Origin of the sequence: Citrobacter tructae, from assembly GCF_004684345.1 — a bacterium.
In the GTDB taxonomy this organism is placed as follows: domain Bacteria; phylum Pseudomonadota; class Gammaproteobacteria; order Enterobacterales; family Enterobacteriaceae; genus Citrobacter; species Citrobacter tructae.
Genome location: NZ_CP038469.1, coordinates 2,472,114 through 2,490,771 on the forward strand (window position 1 = coordinate 2,472,114; position 18,658 = coordinate 2,490,771).

Sequence of the window (18,658 nt, forward strand, 5' to 3'; positions counted from 1 at the left end):
GAAGGTACAGTTCTTTGCGTGGCCAGACGATCCCGCAGGATCGCCTAAAGTCATCGCTACACTACCACTACATTCCTTTGTGAAGAACAATTACCAAGTTTTACCAATGTTAAACTGGAACTGCTCTGCTTTGTCTCCATCGTACTTTTTGAACGGCTGGGCGTAGGAGAAGACCAACGGCCCCAATGGGGACATCCATTGTAACGCGATACCAGCAGACATACGGATATTGCTCGGATCGCTGTAATCTGGATAACCAGAGTACTTAGCCGAATCCCAGTTGGTATCCCAGACGGTACCCATATCCCAGAAGAAGGAAGTACGGACCGAGTTGGCATACTTGTCGCTAATAAACGGCGTTGGGGTAATAAACTCCAGGCTGGCGACAGCCATGGCGTTACCGCCCACTGCATCGTCTGATTTACACGGTGACGTATTGGTGGTGTCACATTCGTTGTCATAATCGTCATCATTATTATAACGATTTGCTGGTAAATAGACGGCTTTTGGACCAATGGTGTTGGACTGGAAACCACGCACGGTACTGGAGCCACCGGCATAGAAGTTTTCATAGAACGGCATCTCTTTGCCGCCTATACCATCACCGTAGCCCCACTTGGTACGACCCAGAACAACCCACTTATGGTCGTCATCGATCGGTACATAGGTCGCGGTATCCAACGTCGCTTTGTAGTATTCGTTATCAGAACCCGGAACGGTGACTTTACCATTCAGGTTGACACGCGTACCTTCCGTTGGGAAATACCCACGGTCCAGCTTGTTATATGTCCAACCGTAGTTAAAGGTGAAATCGTCTGATTTGAAGCTATCAGCGTCAGGATTCTCACCCATGGAAACCAGATAACGTTGCATTGCAACCTGCGGATCCATGTTAGACAAGGAGTTGTGTACATAACCCAGGCCTGCACGCAACGTGTTGTATTCGTTGATCGGGAAGCCCAGCGTTACGTCTGTACCATAACTTTTGTTGGTATAGTCGGACAGGTCTGCGTCATCCGCTTCAAAGTCGTTATAGAAGACGCGGCCGCCAAGGCTCACACCATCAACAGTGAAGTACGGGTTGGTCACAGACAACTCAGTATAGGTCTGGTAATCGTTTTTGGTGCCGTTAATACCGACCGAATAGCCAGTACCTAACCAGTTATCCTGCTGAACGCCCGCCTGGAAGCTCACGCCGCTCTCGGTACCGTAACCGACGCCGAAGTTAAAGCTACCGGTGTTACGTTCCTTCACCTTGTAGACCACATCAACTTGATCCGGGCTGCCCGGAATACGTTGAGTATCGGTGTCTACAGTTTCGAAGTAGCCCAGACGGTTCAGACGCTCTTTACCCTGATCGACCAGATCGCTACCCAGCCATGCGCCTTCCATCTGGCGCATTTCGCGGCGCAGGACGGAGTCTTTAGAAGTATCGTTACCTTCAAAGCGGATCTTACGCACATAGAAACGGTTACCCGCATCGACGTTTACGCGTAATTTAACCGTCTTGTCGGCATCGTTGATTTCAGGCTGCGACTGTACGCGCGGATAAGCATAACCATAGCGACCCAGAAGCTTCTTAATATCATCTTCCATTTTGGTCACTTTAGTGCCGTTATAGAGTTCACCTGGTTCGATTTTCGTCAGGGTCTCAATTTCGGCAGAGTGTCCGGCCAGGTTACCGCTCACCTGAACCCCAGAAAGCTTGTACTGCTCGCCTTCTGTGATGTTGACGGTGATATAGATACCTTTCTTATCCGGCGTCAGGCTGACCTGCGTGGAGTCAATATTGAAGCGAGCATAGCCGCGATCCAGATAGTAGCTGCGCAGGGTTTCAAGGTCGCCCGCTAGTTTCTGTTTCTGGTATTTACGATCGCCCACTACGTTCCACCACGGCACTTCATCGCGCAACTGGAAGTGAGAGATAAGCTCGTCGGTTGTAAAGGCATGGTTGCCGACGATATTGATCTGTTGGATCTTCGCCGAGACACCTTCCTGGAACACCAGTTTGAGGTCAACGCGGTTACGCGGCAACGGTGTCACCACCGCTTTCACACTGGCGCTGTACTTACCGACGCTATAGTAGAAATCTTCCAGGCCTTTTTCGATATCGGCAAGCGTTGTGCGATCCAGAGACTCGCCAACACGCACGCCAGACGCCTCGAGGTTTTGCTTCAGCATGTCATCTTTCACCGATTTGTTACCGGAGAAAGTGATGCTGGCAATCGTCGGACGTTCTTTTACCTGAACCAGAAGGGTATCACCATCGCGCAGGACGCGGACATCCTCAAAGTTACCGGTGGCGAACAGAGCACGAATGGTATTACTGATATCTTCATCATTAACCGTGTCGCCTGTGCGCACCGGCATACTGAGGAGAGCCGCACCAACGGCGACTCGCTGTAGGCCTTCGAAATGAATGTCCTTCACGACGAACCCTTCAGCACCGTATACGGTGGCGCTGCTAAACAGCAGCGACGCTATGAGCAACTTTTTCATCGCCATCGTTATTATGCGTTCTTCCTAACACTCTCTTACAACCGAGAGAAATCATTGAAAAGTGCAAGCCCCATTAACAACACCAGCAAAATCGAGCCAATGCGATAACTAAAGTCTTGAACACGCTCGGATACCGGACCGCCCTTCAGCTTTTCAATCGCCAGGAACAGCAGATGCCCCCCGTCAAGAACGGGCAACGGAAACAGGTTAATTATCCCTAAGTTCACGCTGATAAGCGCAAGGAACATCAGGTAATAAATCACCCCGAACTCCGCTGACATCCCAGCCCCCTGGGCGATAGAAATCGGCCCACTGAGGTTGTTCAGTTTTACATCACCGGTAATCAATTTTCCCAGCATACTGACCGTCAACTTCATCAACTGCCACGTTTTATCCGAGGCTTCGAGGATGGCGCTGAATGGCCCATACTGGCGTACAGTCTTATACTCATCAGGCAGAGGAATAATTTTAGGCACGACGCCCGCAAAACCTTCTTCCTGACCGTTACCCGGTTTTGAGTCCGGAGTTAACGTCAAAGACAAGGAACTCCCCTGCCTTTCAATTTCTAGCGCTAACGGCTTATTCGGATTATCGCGTACCAGCGTCACAAACGTCATCCATTGCGTTAACGGCTGACCATTGACTTTAACGATCCTGTCGCCAGCTTGCAAACCCGCCTTACTTGCCGCGGAGTTAACCTGCACTTCTGACAGCACGGGTTCAATCTGCGGGCCACGTGGGCGAATCCCCAAACTCGTGACGGGATCCTGTTTGTCTGGCTCAAATGCCCATTGGCGCAAATCCAGCGTTTTGTCCTGTCGCTGGTTGCTGCCAAACGGCGCCACGCTGAGGATAGTCTGCTCATCGCCGATTTTGGAGACCAGCTGCAATCTCACGGTATCCCAATCAGGGGTTTCGATACCATCAACCGCTTTTAGTTCCGTGCCTGGCTGAATTTGCGCCTGTGCGGCAATCGAATTGGGTGTTATTTCACCAACAACCGGACGCACGCCAGGGACACCGATGATAAACACCAGCCAGTAAGCAAAAATAGCAAAAAGGAAGTTAGCAATCGGACCTGCGGCAATAATGGCGGCGCGTTGCCCGACTGTTTTATTGTTGAACGCATGGTGCCGCAGTTCCGGTATCACCGGCTCAGCACGCTCATCCAGCATTTTGACGTAGCCGCCGAGGGGAATCAGGGCGATGACGTATTCTGTGCCTAATCTATCGGTGCGGCGCCACAGCGCCTTTCCAAAGCCAATGGAAAAGCGCTCAACGCGGACTCCGCAGCGCCGGGCAACCCAGAAATGACCAAATTCGTGCACGGTTATAAGCACACCCAGTGCGACGATGAATGCAGCCAGATTCCAGAGAATACTCAGCATAAGACCATCCGTTAAAGCGTCCTGAATACCAGTAACAGCAGACAAGCAAAGACCGGTACCGCAGCCGTCAGGCTATCAATACGATCCAGAATGCCGCCATGCCCTGGAATTAAGTGACCACTGTCCTTAATACCTGCTTCACGCTTAAACATACTCTCAGTCAAGTCACCCAGCACAGAGGCCAGGGCTGCAACGATAGAGCAAATGAGCAAGGTGACAGGCGCGACATCAAGATTCGCCCACATGCCATAACCCCATGAGATCACGGCTGCAGTGGCGAGTCCGCCAATAAAACCTTGCCAGGTTTTACCCGGAGAGACCTTCGGCGCCAGCTTATGTTTGCCAAACAGCTTACCAAACATATACGCACCGGAATCCGCTCCCCAGACGAGGATCATGACATACAGCAGCCATACCGCGCCACTATAATGATTCTCATCATAATGCCAGGCACGTAGCACCAGCATTCCCCAAAAGAAAGGGACAATAGTTAACACGCCGAAAATTATGCGTAATGTTTTGGAATTACGCCAGACCGACGCAGAACCAGGATAAAACAGCACCAGCAACAGCGCGACACTCCACCAGCCCAATGACGCCCAAAGCGACACTTCTACCAGCGGCTGATGAATATTGTGATGATATTCAGGCAGTAAAAACAGCATCAGTGCCAGCAAAAGCCCGCACAGAACCGCCAGCCAGACTCGCTGTGTGCGAGTGGTGAAACCGCTTAACTGTCCCCATTCCCACGCGGCCAACATACACACGACCAGCGTAACAATGGCGAACCCCACCGGCGGCAGCAAAAACAGCGCCGCGATGACAACGGGTATTAAAACAAAAGCAGAAATCAGGCGATACTTCAGCAAAAGCGACCCCCATCAGGCTTTTTCTTCACCGGGTTCGGTGCCGCCGAAACGACGCTCTCGATTAGCAAAGGCATGCAGCGCACCTTCAAAGTCTTGTTCATCGAAATCGGGCCAGAGAACATCCGTAAAGTAAAGTTCAGCATAGGCAATTTGCCACAGCAAAAAGTTACTGATGCGATGCTCTCCCCCAGTCCTTATCACTAAATCCACAGGAGCCAGTTCATGCATACAAACTTGCTGACCAAGCATCTCTTCGTCAATTTGCTCAGGGCGCAGCAGGCCGTCTTGCACCTGTTGCGCCAGTTGCCTGACCCCCTGGACAATATCCCAACGTCCGCCGTAATTCGCAGCAATATTCAGCGTTAACCCAGTATTCTGGGCGGTAATCGCTTCCGACTTGCGAATCCGTTCTTGCAAACGTGAGTTAAATCGACTGATATCCCCGATAATACGCAGACGAACGTTATGGCGATGCAGGTTTTTCACTTCACTATCAAGCGCCCACACGAATAATTCCATTAACGCGCTCACTTCCTGCGCAGGTCGGTTCCAGTTCTCACTGCTAAAGGCATACAGCGTTAACGCATCTATACCGTTATTGGCAGCAAAAGAGACAGCCCGGCGGACGGATTTTGCTCCGGCCTTGTGCCCAAAGGCGCGAATCTTCCCTTGCTTTTTCGCCCAGCGGCCATTGCCATCCATAATAATGGCTACATGGCGACAGCCATGTGCTGGCAAATTTTCGCTTAATGGTTGAGTTGCAGACAACATAACGCGTTTTTAGTCCCTGAAAGGATTTAACGGTACTCAGGAATACTGAAGCCTTTGCGCTTCATCCTTCAGGCTGCCTCTTCGTTGGCTGTGTTCATTCGCCCCAGTCACATACTATTTGTATGCTCCTGGGAACTCATTCACTTGCCGCCTTGATGCAACCTGAATGATTTTGTGCATCCACAAAAAAGCCGTGTCAAACCACGGCTTACCCAACCGAAAAAATGCAAATACCTGCGATCGGGTGGCGCAGACTATATCACTGAAGCCCAACGCTAACAAATAGCACGATCCTCTGTAGAGGGATAATCATCAGCTTGAGAGTCGCATCACTTGTTTTCTGGCGACGTCCCGAGCAACGGCATCGACCCTCAGCACGTCATCAACGCTCCGGGGTTCCTGCAAATCCATCTTATCCAGTACGGATAAATTGAGCCCGGCAATATCGGTAAATCGAATTTGTTGCGCCAGAAATGCGGCAACGGTAATTTCATTCGCGGCGTTTAGCGCCGTTGTCGCCGCTTGCCCTTGCTCAAACGCGTCCATCGCCAGTTTCAGGCACGGATAGCGTTGGTAATCCGGTGCGGAAAACGTCAACGCACTGAGTTTGCAAAAGTCGACAGGCTTCACGCCAGACGTGACACGTTCCGGCCATGCCATCGTATGGGCAATAGGTGTGCGCATATCCGGCTCACCCAGCTGTGCCAGAACGCTACCATCCTGATAACGAACCATCGAATGAATAACCGACTGCGGATGAATCAGCACTTCCATCTGGCTTGCACTGGCATTAAACAACCAGCGCGCTTCAATGTATTCCAGACCTTTATTCATCATAGTGGCAGAATCGACGGAGATTTTTCGTCCCATCGACCAGTTCGGATGACGGCATGCTTGATCGGGGGTCATTGAAACCAGATCGTGCAATGGCGTTTCACGGAAAGGGCCACCAGACCCGGTAAGCAGAATGGACATGACGCCATTTTGCTCAAGGTCAGCGTATCCCAGATTGTGTTGAATCGGTTGAGGTAAACTCTGAAAAATCGCGTTATGTTCGCTATCTACCGGCAAAAGCTGCGCTTTGTGGCGCTTCACGTCATCCATAAACAAGCGACCACAGGTTACCAGCGACTCTTTATTCGCCAGCAAAATGCTTTTGCCTGCACGGATTGCCGCAAGCGTCGGCAACAGGCCCGCAGCACCCACAATCGCAGCCATAACCTGATCGACATCATCCAGCGCAGCCATTTCACAGGCCGCCTGCTGCCCGCTCATCACCTCGGTGCGACTTCCCTGCTCCTGCAGAGCAGCTTTTACCAACGCCGCGCTTTTTTCATCGTCCATTACCGCATAGCGGGGAGAGAACTCCAGACATTGCTCGACCATACGGGCAACATTTTTACCCGCAACCAGCGCAGCAACGCGAAACGTTTCCGGGTTATGGCGTACGACATCCAGCGTACTACAACCAATAGAGCCGGTTGAGCCGAGAATGGTTAATAGCTTCATCAGACATCCAGAAGAATTTTACCCTTTAAGGTATATAGACAGAATAAAGCAAAACGCCGCCCTCCAGCCTTCTCAGGCCTTCTAAGCGGCGTTTTAAGCGTACAGGCGAATCAGAACTGCATCAGTTCCGCTTCTTTCTCTGCCAGCGCCGCATCCACTTTCTTGATAGCAGCGTCAGTCAGTTTCTGTACGTCGTCCTGAGAACGGCGATCGTCATCTTCGCTGATCTCTTTATCTTTCAGCAGTGCTTTCACTTTGTCGTTGGCGTCACGGCGAACGTTACGCACAGCAACACGCGCACCTTCTGCTTCGCCGCGCACGATCTTGGTCAGATCTTTACGACGTTCTTCGGTCAGCGGCGGCAGTGGAACGCGGATGTCAGAACCCGCAGAGCTTGGGTTCAGACCGAGGTCGGAAGCCATAATCGCTTTCTCAACGGCCGGACCCATAGAACGGTCAAACACGTTGATTTTCAGGGTACGGGAATCTTCAACCGTTACACTTGCCAGCTGACGCAGCGGAGTTGGCGTGCCGTAATATTCCACGATAATGCCGTCCAGCAGGCTGGGAGAAGCACGACCCGTGCGAATTTTGCTGATTTGGTTTTTGAACGCTTCGACGCATTTGTCCATGCGTACTTCAGCATCTTTTCTGATATCGTTGATCACGTTACGAATCCTTGAAAGCTGGTTTCAGTCAGACCATACCCACCGCGCAAGATGTGACAAGTATAGTCTTGATTAATTTTGAGGGACGTATCCCGCGACATTAAAGCGGAATATTACCTGCATTTAGCCGCAACGGGAATTATTCCGTGATTAACGTGCCTTCTTTTTCACCCATCACAACGCGGCGCAGTGCGCCCGGTTTGTTCATGTTGAAGACACGAATCGGCAATTTGTGGTCACGAGCCAGCGTGAACGCCGCCAGATCCATTACTTTCAGCTCTTTATCCAGAACCTCTGTATAGGTCAGCTGTTCGTACATGGTCGCGGTAGGATCTTTCGCCGGATCGGCGGTAAACACGCCGTCCACTTTGGTGGCTTTCAGTACCACATCGGCTTCGATTTCAATACCACGCAGACAAGCTGCGGAGTCGGTAGTGAAGAACGGGTTGCCGGTACCGGCCGCCAGGATAACAACACGGTTGTTACGCAGCAGGCTAATCGCTTCCGCCCAGCTGTAGTTATCGCACACGCCGTTCAGAGGGATTGCGGACATCAGGCGAGCGTTCACATAGGCGCGGTGAAGCGCATCGCGCATCGCCAGACCGTTCATTACGGTGGCCAACATGCCCATGTGGTCGCCCACAACGCGGTTCATTCCCGCTTTCGCCAGACCAGCACCACGGAACAGGTTACCGCCACCAATCACTACGCCAACCTGAATACCCAGTTCAACCAGTTCTTTGATTTCCTGAGCCATACGGTCAAGTATGCTTGCATCAATACCGAAGCCTTCTGAACCTTGCAGAGCTTCGCCACTTAACTTAAGCAGAATACGTTTGTAGACGGGTTTTGCATTGGTAGCCATGTTTCTTTCCTGAGACTGTCAACGAATGAGATGAGTTAATACCAGCGACATTGTAAGTCGCTTTTCAGTGTCACCACTATAGCGGTTCACTGAATTTACAAGCCAGACACAAAAAGAAGCCGCCCTCAGGCGGCTCCTTTAGAAAAATTAAGACTGCTTGGACATCGCAGCAACTTCTGCTGCAAAGTCAGTCTCAACTTTCTCGATGCCTTCACCCACTTCAAAGCGGATGAAGCCAGTTACGTCTGCGTTGTGCTCTTTCAGCAGCTGAGCAACAGATTTGCTCGGATCCATAACGAAAGGCTGACCAGTCAGAGAAACTTCACCGGTGAATTTCTTCATGCGGCCTTCAACCATTTTCTCTGCGATTTCTTTCGGCTTACCGGACTGCATCGCGATATCCAGCTGAACCTGGTATTCTTTCTCTACCACTTCAGCAGACACGTCTTCAGGCTTAACGAATTCAGGCTTGCTTGCAGCAATGTGCATTGCCAGCTGTTTAACCAGCTCTTCGTCTGCGCCTTTAGCCGCAACCAGAACACCGATACGCGCACCGTGCTGGTATGAACCCAGTACGTCGCCTTCGATGGAAGCAACACGACGGATGTTGATGTTCTCACCGATTTTAGCAACCAGAGCAACACGTTCTTCTTCGAACTGTGCTTTCAGAACTTCAACGTCAGTGATTTTGCCCGCGATTGCAGCATCCAGAACTTTGTCAGCAAATGCCTGGAAACCACCATCTTTAGCAACGAAGTCAGTCTGGCAGTTAACTTCCAGAATGATACCGTAGTTGCCGTCGATTTTGGTTTTGATCACGCCGTCAGCAGCAACGTTGCCTGCTTTTTTCGCCGCTTTGATCGCACCAGATTTACGCATGTTTTCGATTGCCAGCTCGATGTCGCCATTAGCTTCAGTCAGTGCTTTTTTGCAATCCATCATGCCTGCGCCAGTACGCTCACGCAGCTCTTTTACCAGGGATGCGGTAATTTCAGCCATTCTAAAATCCTCGGAAGATTTGATCTGCCCGGCCATAACCGCACAGATTTAAAAGTGAAAAAGGGGGCCATTTACAGGCCCCCTAACCAAACGTGATACTACCTGGTCTATAAGGGCTCTAACGAGCGTGCCTTATTATTCAGCTTCTACGAAGCTTTCTTCCGCCTGGGAAGCCAGATCCTGAGAACGGCCTTCACGAACGGTTGCAGCTACAGCGCCCAGGTACAGGGTCACAGCACGGATTGCGTCGTCGTTACCCGGGATAACGAAGTCAACACCGTCCGGATCAGAGTTGGTATCAACGATAGCAAATACCGGGATACCCAGGTTGTTTGCTTCTTTGATAGCAATGTGCTCATGGTCAGCATCGATTACGAACAGAGCGTCCGGCAGACCGCCCATGTCTTTGATACCGCCCAGGCTGTTTTCCAGTTTCTCAAGCTCACGGGTGCGCATCAGCGCTTCTTTCTTGGTCAGCTTTTCGAAAGTACCGTCCTGAGACTGAGTTTCCAGATCTTTCAGACGTTTGATGGACTGACGAACGGTTTTCCAGTTAGTCAGCATACCGCCCAACCAGCGATGGTTCACGAAGAACTGGTCGCAGTTGTTAGCAGCTTCTTTCACCGCTTCGCTTGCAGCGCGTTTAGTACCAACGAAAAGGATTTTACCTTTACGAGCAGAGATCTTGTTCAGTTCAGCCAGAGCTTCGTTGAACATCGGTACAGTTTTCTCAAGGTTGATGATGTGAACTTTGTTACGCGCACCGAAGATGAAAGGCTTCATTTTCGGGTTCCAGTAACGGGTCTGGTGACCGAAGTGAACACCAGCCTTGAGCATGTCGCGCATGGAAACAGTTGCCATGATTAAAACCTCTATATATAAAAGTTGGGGTTAAGCCTCCACGCATCCCATATTACCGACCCCAAAGGGCACCCCGGAATATGTGCCGATACGTGTGTGTTGTTACACAAAGTGAGATTTGTCGCTCCCGCCCATCGTGTGTAGTCTTCGAATGGATCGGAAGTCCGGCGCGCTTTATACCACAAATACGCCATAGACACCAATAATTGTTGGCGGTCTGTGCTGAATGAACGATGGATTTCGTGTTACAGGAAGGCGGCAAATTTTTGAATCCCTGGGAGCTTACAGGACGTAAGCGACTGGGGTGAAAAAATACAGCCAACACACCTGTGGCACGAAAGGCGAAGTTCAGAATGATTCTCAATTTGGCAGGGTACGCCCCAGACTGATACCATTGGCAGCACTTACACAATTATTGTCGAAATCATCGACACTGATGGACAGAATTCATGGCTATCTCAATCAAGACCCCTGAAGAAATCGAAAAAATGCGCGTCGCTGGTCGTCTGGCCGCCGAAGTGCTGGAAATGATCGAACCATTCATTAAACCGGGCGTCAGCACCGGCGAACTGGATCGACTCTGTAACGACTACATCGTGAACGAGCAGCAGGCTATCTCCGCTTGCCTGGGTTATCACGGTTATCCAAAATCCGTCTGCATCTCCATCAATGAGGTGGTGTGCCACGGGATCCCGGACGACGCCAAGCACCTGAAAGACGGAGATATCGTCAACATCGACGTCACCGTGATTAAAGACGAGTTCCACGGTGATACCTCCAAAATGTTCATCGTCGGCAAGCCGACGATCTTGGGTGAACGCCTGTGTCGCGTGACACAAGAAAGCCTGTATCTGGCGCTGCGGATGGTAAAACCGGGCATTCGTCTGCGGACGTTGGGTGCGGCCATTCAGAAATATGCGGAAGGCGAAGGATTCTCTGTGGTACGCGAATACTGCGGCCACGGCATCGGTCGCGGTTTCCATGAAGAGCCTCAGGTTCTGCACTACGATGCAGACGATGGCGGCGTGGTACTACAACCGGGCATGACATTCACCGTTGAGCCGATGCTCAACGCTGGTGATTATCGTATTCGCACCATGAAAGATGGCTGGACGGTGAAAACCAAAGACCGTAGCTTGTCTGCGCAGTACGAGCATACTATTGTGGTGACGGAAAACGGCTGTGAAATTCTGACATTACGCAAGGATGACACCATCCCTGCGATCATCACACACGACGAATAAGATGAAGCCGGCGAATGCCGGCTTTTTTAATGCGATAATTTATTCTTATGGGTGGCGCACGATGAATACCCTTCCAGAACAGCACGCAAACACCGCCCTCCCCACCCTGCCCGGCCAACCGCAAAACCCGGGAACCTGGCCTCAGCACGATCTTAATTGTATCGGCATAAAAGCGCATATCGATACGTTCCAGAGCTGGTTAGGCGAAGCCTTTGACAGCGGTGTTTCCGCAGAACAGTTGATTGAAGCCCGCACCGAGTTTATTGACCAACTGCTACAGCGTCTGTGGATTGAAGCCGGTTTCGGTCAGATTGCCGATCTGGCGCTGGTTGCCGTCGGTGGCTACGGACGCGGCGAGCTGCATCCGCTTTCCGATATCGACCTGCTAATTCTGAGTCGTAAAAAACTGCCTGACGCGCAGGCCGAGAAAGTCGGTGAGCTGTTAACGCTGCTGTGGGACGTGAGACTGGAGGTTGGGCACAGCGTGCGTACGCTGGAAGAGTGTCTGCTGGAAGGGCTATCAGATTTAACCGTCGCCACCAACCTGATTGAAACACGCCTGCTGATTGGCGACGTGGCGCTGTTTCTTGAGCTACAAAAGCATATTTTTAGCGAAGGCTTCTGGCCCTCCGATAAGTTTTACGCCGCCAAAGTGGAAGAGCAAAACCAGCGCCACCAGCGCTATCACGGCACCAGTTACAATCTGGAGCCGGATATCAAAAGCAGCCCCGGCGGCCTGCGCGATATCCACACCCTCCAGTGGGTGGCCCGCCGCCATTTTGGCGCAACCTCGCTGGATGAGATGGTCGGTTTTGGCTTCTTGACGCTGGCAGAACGCGCCGAATTGAATGAGTGTCTGCACATCCTCTGGCGCATTCGCTTCGCACTGCATCTGGTGGTCACGCGTTACGATAACCGTCTGCTGTTTGACCGTCAGCTTAGCGTAGCCCAACGGCTAAACTACGGCGGTGAAGGCAACGAGCCGATCGAGCGGATGATGAAAGACTATTTTCGGGTCACGCGAAGGGTGAGCGAACTGAACCACATGCTGCTGCAGCTGTTTGACGAGGCGATCCTCGCCTTGCCCGCAGATGAAAAACCGCGCCCGATCGATGATGACTTTCAGCTACGCGGCACGTTAATTGATTTGCGTAACGACGATTTGTTTATCCGCGAACCGGAAGCCATTTTGCGGATGTTTTACACCATGGTGCGTAACAGTGCGATCACCGGTATTTACTCCACTACGCTGCGCCATTTGCGCCATGCCCGCCGCCATCTGACACAGCCGTTGTGCTACATCCCTGAGGCCCGCTCACTGTTTCTCAGCATGCTACGCCATCCGGGAGCGGTGAGCCGTGGCCTGCTGCCGATGCATCGCCACAGCGTGTTGTGGGCCTATATGCCGCAGTGGTCACACATTGTCGGCCAAATGCAGTTTGACCTGTTTCATGCCTATACAGTAGATGAGCACACGATTCGCGTGATGCTAAAGCTGGAAAGCTTTGCCAAAGAAGAGACCCGCCAGCGCCATCCGCTGTGTGTCGATCTCTGGCCGCGCCTGCGCCAGCCGGAACTGATTCTGATTGCTGCGCTGTTCCACGATATCGCCAAAGGCCGTGGTGGCGACCACTCGGTTCTCGGTGCTCAGGACGTCCTAAAGTTCGCCGAGCTCCACGGATTGAATTCACGTGAAACTCAGCTGGTCGCCTGGTTGGTTCGCCAGCACCTGCTGATGTCGGTTACTGCCCAGCGCCGCGATATTCAAGACCCCGAAGTTATCAAGCAATTCGCCGAAGAAGTGCAAACGGAACACCGCCTGCGCTTCCTGGTCTGCCTGACGGTGGCGGACATTTGCGCCACTAACGAAACGCTGTGGAACAGCTGGAAACAAAGTCTATTGCGCGAGCTGTATTTCGCCACCGAAAAACAGCTACGTCGTGGCATGCAAAATACGCCGGATATGCGCGAACGCGTGCGCCATCATCAGTTGCAGGCACTGGCGCTGCTGCGCATGGACAACATTGATGAAGAAGCACTGCACCATATCTGGTCGCGCTGTCGCGCCAACTATTTCGTGCGCCACAGCCCAAATCAGTTGGCCTGGCATGCGCGTCATCTGCTACAGCACGACATAAGCAAGCCGCTAATTTTACTGAGCCCACAGGCCACGCGTGGTGGAACGGAGATTTTCATCTGGAGCCCGGACCGTCCCTATCTGTTTGCCGCAGTCTGCGCCGAGCTGGACCGACGTAATCTTAGCGTCCACGATGCGCAGATTTTTACCACCCGCGACAACATGGCGATGGATACGTTTATCGTGCTGGAGCCTGACGGCAGTCCGCTGTCGTCAGACCGCCACGAAGCGATCCGCTCGGGGCTGGAACAGGCGATCACCCAACGCAGTTGGCAGCCACCGCAGCCACGTCGCCAACCGGCAAAATTACGTCACTTTACCGTCGATACTGAGGTGACTTTTCTGCCGACCCATACCGACCGAAAATCATTCCTTGAGCTTATCGCTCTCGACCAGCCGGGTCTGCTGGCGCGCGTCGGGCAGATTTTTGCCGATCTGGGAATTTCGCTGCATGGCGCCAGAATTACAACCATTGGCGAGCGAGTAGAAGATTTATTCATAATCGCGACGGCCGACCGCCGTGCCCTTAATAATGAGCTGCAGCAGGAAGTACATCAACGGTTGACAGAGGCCCTCAATCCAAACGATAAAGGGTGATGTGTTTATTTATTATGGAAAGAGTTTAACAATGCAGCAGTTACAGAACGTTATTGAGTCCGCTTTCGAGCGCCGCGCCGACATCACTCCGGCAAATGTAGATACCGTAACCCGTGAAGCGGTTAATCAGGTGATTTCTCTGCTGGATTCCGGTGCACTGCGTGTTGCAGAAAAGATTGAGGGTCAGTGGGTCACACATCAGTGGCTGAAGAAAGCGGTACTGCTCTCTTTTCGTATTAACGATAACCAGGTTATCGACGGCGCGGAAAGCCGCTACTTCGATAAAGTGCCAATGAAATTCGCCAACTACGACGAAGCACGCTTCCAGAAAGAAGGCTTCCGCGTGGTTCCACCAGCGTCCGTACGCCAGGGTGCCTACATCGCACGTAACACCGTACTGATGCCATCTTACGTCAACATCGGTGCTTACGTTGATGAAGGTTCCATGGTGGATACCTGGGCAACCGTCGGCTCTTGCGCGCAGATTGGTAAAAACGTTCACCTGTCCGGTGGCGTCGGTATCGGTGGCGTGCTGGAACCTTTACAGGCGAACCCAACCATCATCGAAGACAACTGCTTCATCGGCGCACGTTCTGAAGTGGTTGAAGGCGTGATCGTCGAAGAAGGCTCCGTGATTTCCATGGGTGTATACCTGGGACAGAGCACCAAAATCTATGACCGTGAAACCGGTGAAGTTTTCTATGGCCGCGTTCCGGCAGGCTCCGTGGTTGTTTCCGGCAATCTGCCGTCGAAAGACGGTAAGTACAGCCTGTACTGCGCGGTGATCGTCAAGAAAGTCGACGCTAAAACGCGTGGCAAAGTCGGGATTAACGAGCTGTTGCGTACCATCGACTAACAGTAGTTTGAAAAAGCGGGCTTAGCCCGCTTTTTTTACATCTGCGAGTGGCATAAACAGGGCTTTTCGTTAATTATTCAATGGTTATAGTGAGCTTAAGGGTACCGCTATGTATGACAATCTGAAAAGTCTGGGCATTACCAATCCTGAAGAGATCGATCGTTACAGCCTACGGCAAGAAGCCAACAACGATATCCTGAAAATCTATTTCCAGAAGGATAAAGGCGAGTTTTTTGCCAAGAGCGTTAAGTTTAAGTATCCCCGTCAGCGTAAAACCGTGGTTGCCGATGGCATCGGCCAGGGTTACAAAGAGGTGCAGGAGATCAGCCCGAACCTGCGCTATGTGATCGATGAATTGGATCAGATCTGCCAGCGCGATCGCAGTGAAGTCGATCTTAAACGCAAGATCCTCGATGATTTACGTCATCTGGAAAGCGTCGTCACTAACAAGATCAGCGAAATTGAATCCGATCTGGAAAAACTGACGCGTAAATAACATTACGATTGTTCGCGCCGGGTGACGGCTTCGCCTTACCCGGCCAACAACGTCTCTCTCGCCTAATGTTGTTCATCCAGTTGCAACGCCACATACAGCAGCAGTCGGTCGTCAAAATTCCCCAGATCCAGCCCGGTAAGTTCTGAAATACGGTTCAGACGGTACTCAAGCGTATTGCGGTGGATAAACAACGCTTTAGACGTCGCCAGCGGCTGCACGTTATGGCGAAACCACGCAGCTAAAGTCCGACGCAGTAACCCATTGTTATCCATTGCTTTCAGCCGCACCAACGGACGCGCCAGCTCGTTAGCTTGCCAGCCACCCCGCAGGCTATCCAGAAGCACCGGCAACATCAAATCCTGGTAGAAATAGCTGCGGCTTTCAGGCATACGCTGTTTACCGACCATCATTGTCGTGCGTGCTGTACGGTACGAACGAGCAATACTTCCCGGTCCGGTAAAGTAGTTACCCAGCGACACGCGAAAACGCAGCTGTCCGTTCTCTTTCATGCGGGCGATAAGCTGCTCCACGCGCTTGCGGTGATCTTCCGCATCCCAGCGGCCAAACTGATTGAGCGCAGGTTTCAGTACCACCATCTCGGTCAATGAAACAATCGCAATCAGGTTGTTGCGTTCCGGCGTGGTCAACGCATTCTGTAGCTGCTGCAGCTCTGCCATGGCGCTGTCGACACCCAACTGACCGCTATCGACTTCCACCACCGCCACCACACGCGGCTGGCTCAAATCAATGCCTAAACGCTGCGCCCATTCCATCAGCGCCGGGGTATTTTCTTCCGCCTGAATCAGGTTCATTACCAGCTCTTCACGCAGACGGCTGTCCTGTGCCAACAGGTGCATCAGACGCGACTGCTCCAGCATCATTTCGGCGGTCATGCACACCAGCTCGCCGTATTTACGCAGATGCTCCGGTTCGCCAGTAAGACCGATAACGCCAACAATTTCGCCTTCAAGACGTAGCGGCAGGTTTATCCCCTGTCGCACGCCGTGCAAATGCCTCGCGACCGCATCGTCAATGTCCACCACCCGGCCCTGCGAAAGCACCAGCAGTGCACCTTCGTGCAATTCACCAATACGCTCGCGATCACCGCTGCCAATGATCCGCCCACGGGCATCCATTACGTTGATATTGGTATCGATGATGCGCATCGTGCGCGCCACGATATCCTGCGCCATTTTGGTATCAAGATGCCAGCCAGCCATAAACCCCTCCTGTGAGCAGAGCTCAAGCATAGGGAAGATAATAATCGGCGGCATTGTGCAGATGCACAAACTGAAGGAGAGAAGTATGGAGTTGTGGGAGGGTTCACAAAAAGAAACCCCTCCCCGCTAACGGGAAGGGGTTTAGAGAGGCTTATTGCATCAACAGATAGATAGAGCTGTCACCACGCTGAATATTCAGCGCCAGAACAGCCGGTTTGCTGTCGAGGATTTTGCGCAGTTCGGCAATGTTTTTCACCGACTGCTGGTTAGCACCGATAATCACATCCCCTTTCTTCAGGCCAATCATCGCTGCCGGCGTATTCGGTTTCACATCGCTGACCACGACACCTTTGTCCTGGCCTTTGTTGCTCATATCCGCCCCTTCAATACCTTTGAAGATAGAGCTGGAATCAACCTGAGTCTGGCTGCTCTGCTGCAGTTCCAGATTCACAGTAACCGGCTTACCGTCACGCAGCAGGCCAAGGGTGATTTTGCTGCCTACCGGCATCGTACCGACCTGCGCACGCAGTGCGGCAAAACTGCTGATTGGCTTACCGTTCAATGAGGTAATCACATCACCGGCTTTAATACCCGCTTTCGCTGCGGAGGAGTTCGGCATCACCTGGCTGACGAATGCCCCACGCTGGGCATCCACTTTCATGGCTTTTGCCAGCTCAGAGCTCAGTTCAGTCCCCATAATCCCCAGCTCGCCGCGTTTCACCTGACCGAACTCAACCATCTGCGAGGTCAGGTTTTTCACCATGTTGCTAGGGATAGCAAAACCGATACCGATGTTTCCGCCGTCCGGCGCAAGGATCGCGGTGTTAATACCGATCAGTTCACCGTTCAGGTTGACCAGTGCGCCACCAGAGTTGCCGCGGTTAATCGCCGCATCCGTCTGGATAAAGTTTTCATAATTTTCCGCATTCAGGCCGCTACGACCCAGCGCAGAAACGATACCAGACGTGACCGTTTCACCGAGGCCAAACGGGTTACCAATCGCCACGGTATAATCCCCTACGCGCAGCGCGTCAGAGTCTGCCAGCTTGATTGCCGTCAGGTTCTTCGGATCCTGAATCTGGATCAGTGCGATGTCAGAGCGCGGATCTTTGCCGACCATCTTCGCGTCAAATTTACGCCCATCGCTCAGTTGGACTTTAATCACTGTAGCGTTATCCACTACGTGGTTGTTAGTCACAACATAACCTTTCGCGGCATCAATAATAACGCCGGAGCCCAGCGCCATAAATTTCTGCTGCTGGCCACCGCCATTGTCAGCGCCCGGTGCGCCGCCCTGGCAGAATGGAGAGCTCTGGAATGGAGAACCGTCCTGGCAGAACGGAGAGTTATCCCCGAAGAACTGCTGGAAATTACGCGGCATACGCGGCGTATTCACCGTCGTGCTCCCCTCGACGTTAATACTCACCACCGATGGCATCACTTTTTCAAGCATCGGGGCCAGGCTTGGCATCTGTTGAGCAGTCGTTGCTGAAGACGCTGTCTCAGCCGCCGTTGCAGACAGGGGGGACAACGCCAAACCTAAACTCAGAGCCAGTGCACTCATTGCTAATGTGGTTTTTTTCATGTGTTTCGTTCTCGATTAACAGATAACGCAAAATTGCTGTGTACGTCAGAGTCGTTTTATAGCGCTAAGTTCCAGAATAAACTTTAAGGAAAAA

15 protein-coding genes are annotated in these 18,658 nt (G+C 52.1%); 4 read left to right on the forward strand and 11 right to left on the reverse strand.

The window, feature by feature from the left end; all coding sequences use genetic code 11:
* Positions 1-90: 90 nt before the first annotated feature.
* The 9 genes from bamA to rpsB form a co-directional block, all read right to left on the reverse strand.
* Positions 91-2,505: an outer membrane protein assembly factor BamA gene (gene bamA, locus E4Z61_RS12675; RefSeq protein WP_135323079.1), complete on the reverse strand. Its 2,415-nt coding sequence runs from the start codon at positions 2,503-2,505 to the stop codon at positions 91-93.
* Positions 2,506-2,534: 29 nt separating this feature from the next.
* On the reverse strand, positions 2,535-3,887 hold the full coding sequence (gene rseP, locus E4Z61_RS12680; RefSeq protein WP_135323080.1) for a sigma E protease regulator RseP: 1,353 nt from the start codon (positions 3,885-3,887) through the stop codon (positions 2,535-2,537).
* A gap of 11 nt (positions 3,888-3,898) precedes the next feature.
* Positions 3,899-4,756 carry a phosphatidate cytidylyltransferase gene (gene cdsA / locus E4Z61_RS12685; protein WP_135323081.1) on the reverse strand — a complete coding sequence of 286 codons (858 nt, stop codon included), beginning with the start codon at positions 4,754-4,756 and terminating at the stop codon, positions 3,899-3,901.
* 12 nt (positions 4,757-4,768) lie between these two features.
* Positions 4,769-5,527, reverse strand: a complete 759-nt coding sequence (ispU, locus tag E4Z61_RS12690) for a (2E,6E)-farnesyl-diphosphate-specific ditrans,polycis-undecaprenyl-diphosphate synthase (RefSeq protein WP_135323082.1) — start codon at positions 5,525-5,527, stop codon at positions 4,769-4,771.
* A 312-nt stretch (positions 5,528-5,839) separates the two neighbouring features.
* Complete coding sequence (gene ispC / locus E4Z61_RS12695) at positions 5,840-7,036, reverse strand: 1-deoxy-D-xylulose-5-phosphate reductoisomerase (RefSeq protein ID WP_135323083.1); 1,197 nt, start codon at positions 7,034-7,036, stop codon at positions 5,840-5,842.
* Between the two features lie 110 nt (positions 7,037-7,146).
* On the reverse strand, positions 7,147-7,704 hold the full coding sequence (gene frr / locus E4Z61_RS12700) for a ribosome recycling factor (protein ID WP_005132113.1): 558 nt from the start codon (positions 7,702-7,704) through the stop codon (positions 7,147-7,149).
* Positions 7,705-7,843: 139 nt separating this feature from the next.
* The gene (pyrH, locus tag E4Z61_RS12705) at positions 7,844-8,569 is read right to left on the reverse strand and encodes a UMP kinase (RefSeq protein ID WP_135323084.1); all 726 of its coding nucleotides are present in this window, start codon (positions 8,567-8,569) and stop codon (positions 7,844-7,846) included.
* 147 nt (positions 8,570-8,716) lie between these two features.
* Positions 8,717-9,568, reverse strand: a complete 852-nt coding sequence (gene tsf, locus E4Z61_RS12710; protein ID WP_135323085.1) for a translation elongation factor Ts — start codon at positions 9,566-9,568, stop codon at positions 8,717-8,719.
* 135 nt (positions 9,569-9,703) lie between these two features.
* Positions 9,704-10,429 (reverse strand): 30S ribosomal protein S2, encoded by a 726-nt coding sequence (gene rpsB, locus E4Z61_RS12715; protein WP_103768347.1) that lies wholly within the window; start codon positions 10,427-10,429, stop codon positions 9,704-9,706.
* 449 nt (positions 10,430-10,878) lie between these two features.
* Between rpsB and map the strand changes: the two genes are divergently transcribed.
* From map to E4Z61_RS12735, 4 genes are all read left to right on the forward strand, one after another.
* Entirely contained in the window at positions 10,879-11,673 is a 795-nt protein-coding gene (gene map / locus E4Z61_RS12720) for a type I methionyl aminopeptidase (RefSeq protein WP_135323086.1), read from the forward strand.
* A gap of 61 nt (positions 11,674-11,734) precedes the next feature.
* Positions 11,735-14,407: a bifunctional uridylyltransferase/uridylyl-removing protein GlnD gene (gene glnD, locus E4Z61_RS12725; protein WP_135323087.1), complete on the forward strand. Its 2,673-nt coding sequence runs from the start codon at positions 11,735-11,737 to the stop codon at positions 14,405-14,407.
* Between the two features lie 31 nt (positions 14,408-14,438).
* Positions 14,439-15,263, forward strand: coding sequence for a 2,3,4,5-tetrahydropyridine-2,6-dicarboxylate N-succinyltransferase (gene dapD, locus E4Z61_RS12730; protein WP_135323088.1), 825 nt, complete (start codon positions 14,439-14,441; stop codon positions 15,261-15,263).
* A gap of 109 nt (positions 15,264-15,372) precedes the next feature.
* Positions 15,373-15,759 (forward strand): DUF3461 family protein, encoded by a 387-nt coding sequence (locus E4Z61_RS12735; RefSeq protein WP_096758245.1) that lies wholly within the window; start codon positions 15,373-15,375, stop codon positions 15,757-15,759.
* A 62-nt stretch (positions 15,760-15,821) separates the two neighbouring features.
* On the opposite strand, the gene cdaR is transcribed toward E4Z61_RS12735, so the two are convergent.
* Together cdaR and degP are read right to left on the reverse strand one after the other, a co-directional pair.
* Entirely contained in the window at positions 15,822-16,979 is a 1,158-nt protein-coding gene (gene cdaR, locus E4Z61_RS12740) for a DNA-binding transcriptional regulator CdaR (protein ID WP_135323089.1), read from the reverse strand.
* A gap of 151 nt (positions 16,980-17,130) precedes the next feature.
* Complete coding sequence (gene degP / locus E4Z61_RS12745) at positions 17,131-18,564, reverse strand: serine endoprotease DegP (RefSeq protein ID WP_135323090.1); 1,434 nt, start codon at positions 18,562-18,564, stop codon at positions 17,131-17,133.
* Positions 18,565-18,658 lie beyond the last annotated feature (94 nt).

Excerpts from the sequence above, each read along its gene's own strand:
- dapD (WP_135323088.1), top strand. The coding sequence starts at position 14,439 with ATGCAGCAGTTACAGAACGTTATTGAGTCCGCTTTCGAGCGCCGCGCC.
- cdaR (WP_135323089.1), bottom strand. The coding sequence starts at position 16,979 with ATGGCTGGCTGGCATCTTGATACCAAAATGGCGCAGGATATCGTGGCG.
- pyrH (WP_135323084.1), bottom strand. The coding sequence starts at position 8,569 with ATGGCTACCAATGCAAAACCCGTCTACAAACGTATTCTGCTTAAGTTA.
- rpsB (WP_103768347.1), bottom strand. The coding sequence starts at position 10,429 with ATGGCAACTGTTTCCATGCGCGACATGCTCAAGGCTGGTGTTCACTTC.
- tsf (WP_135323085.1), bottom strand. The coding sequence starts at position 9,568 with ATGGCTGAAATTACCGCATCCCTGGTAAAAGAGCTGCGTGAGCGTACT.
- ispC (WP_135323083.1), bottom strand. The coding sequence starts at position 7,036 with ATGAAGCTATTAACCATTCTCGGCTCAACCGGCTCTATTGGTTGTAGT.
- ispU (WP_135323082.1), bottom strand. The coding sequence starts at position 5,527 with ATGTTGTCTGCAACTCAACCATTAAGCGAAAATTTGCCAGCACATGGC.
- E4Z61_RS12735 (WP_096758245.1), top strand. The coding sequence starts at position 15,373 with ATGTATGACAATCTGAAAAGTCTGGGCATTACCAATCCTGAAGAGATC.
- map (WP_135323086.1), top strand. The coding sequence starts at position 10,879 with ATGGCTATCTCAATCAAGACCCCTGAAGAAATCGAAAAAATGCGCGTC.
- rseP (WP_135323080.1), bottom strand. The coding sequence starts at position 3,887 with ATGCTGAGTATTCTCTGGAATCTGGCTGCATTCATCGTCGCACTGGGT.
- degP (WP_135323090.1), bottom strand. The coding sequence starts at position 18,564 with ATGAAAAAAACCACATTAGCAATGAGTGCACTGGCTCTGAGTTTAGGT.
- bamA (WP_135323079.1), bottom strand. The coding sequence starts at position 2,505 with ATGGCGATGAAAAAGTTGCTCATAGCGTCGCTGCTGTTTAGCAGCGCC.
- glnD (WP_135323087.1), top strand. The coding sequence starts at position 11,735 with ATGAATACCCTTCCAGAACAGCACGCAAACACCGCCCTCCCCACCCTG.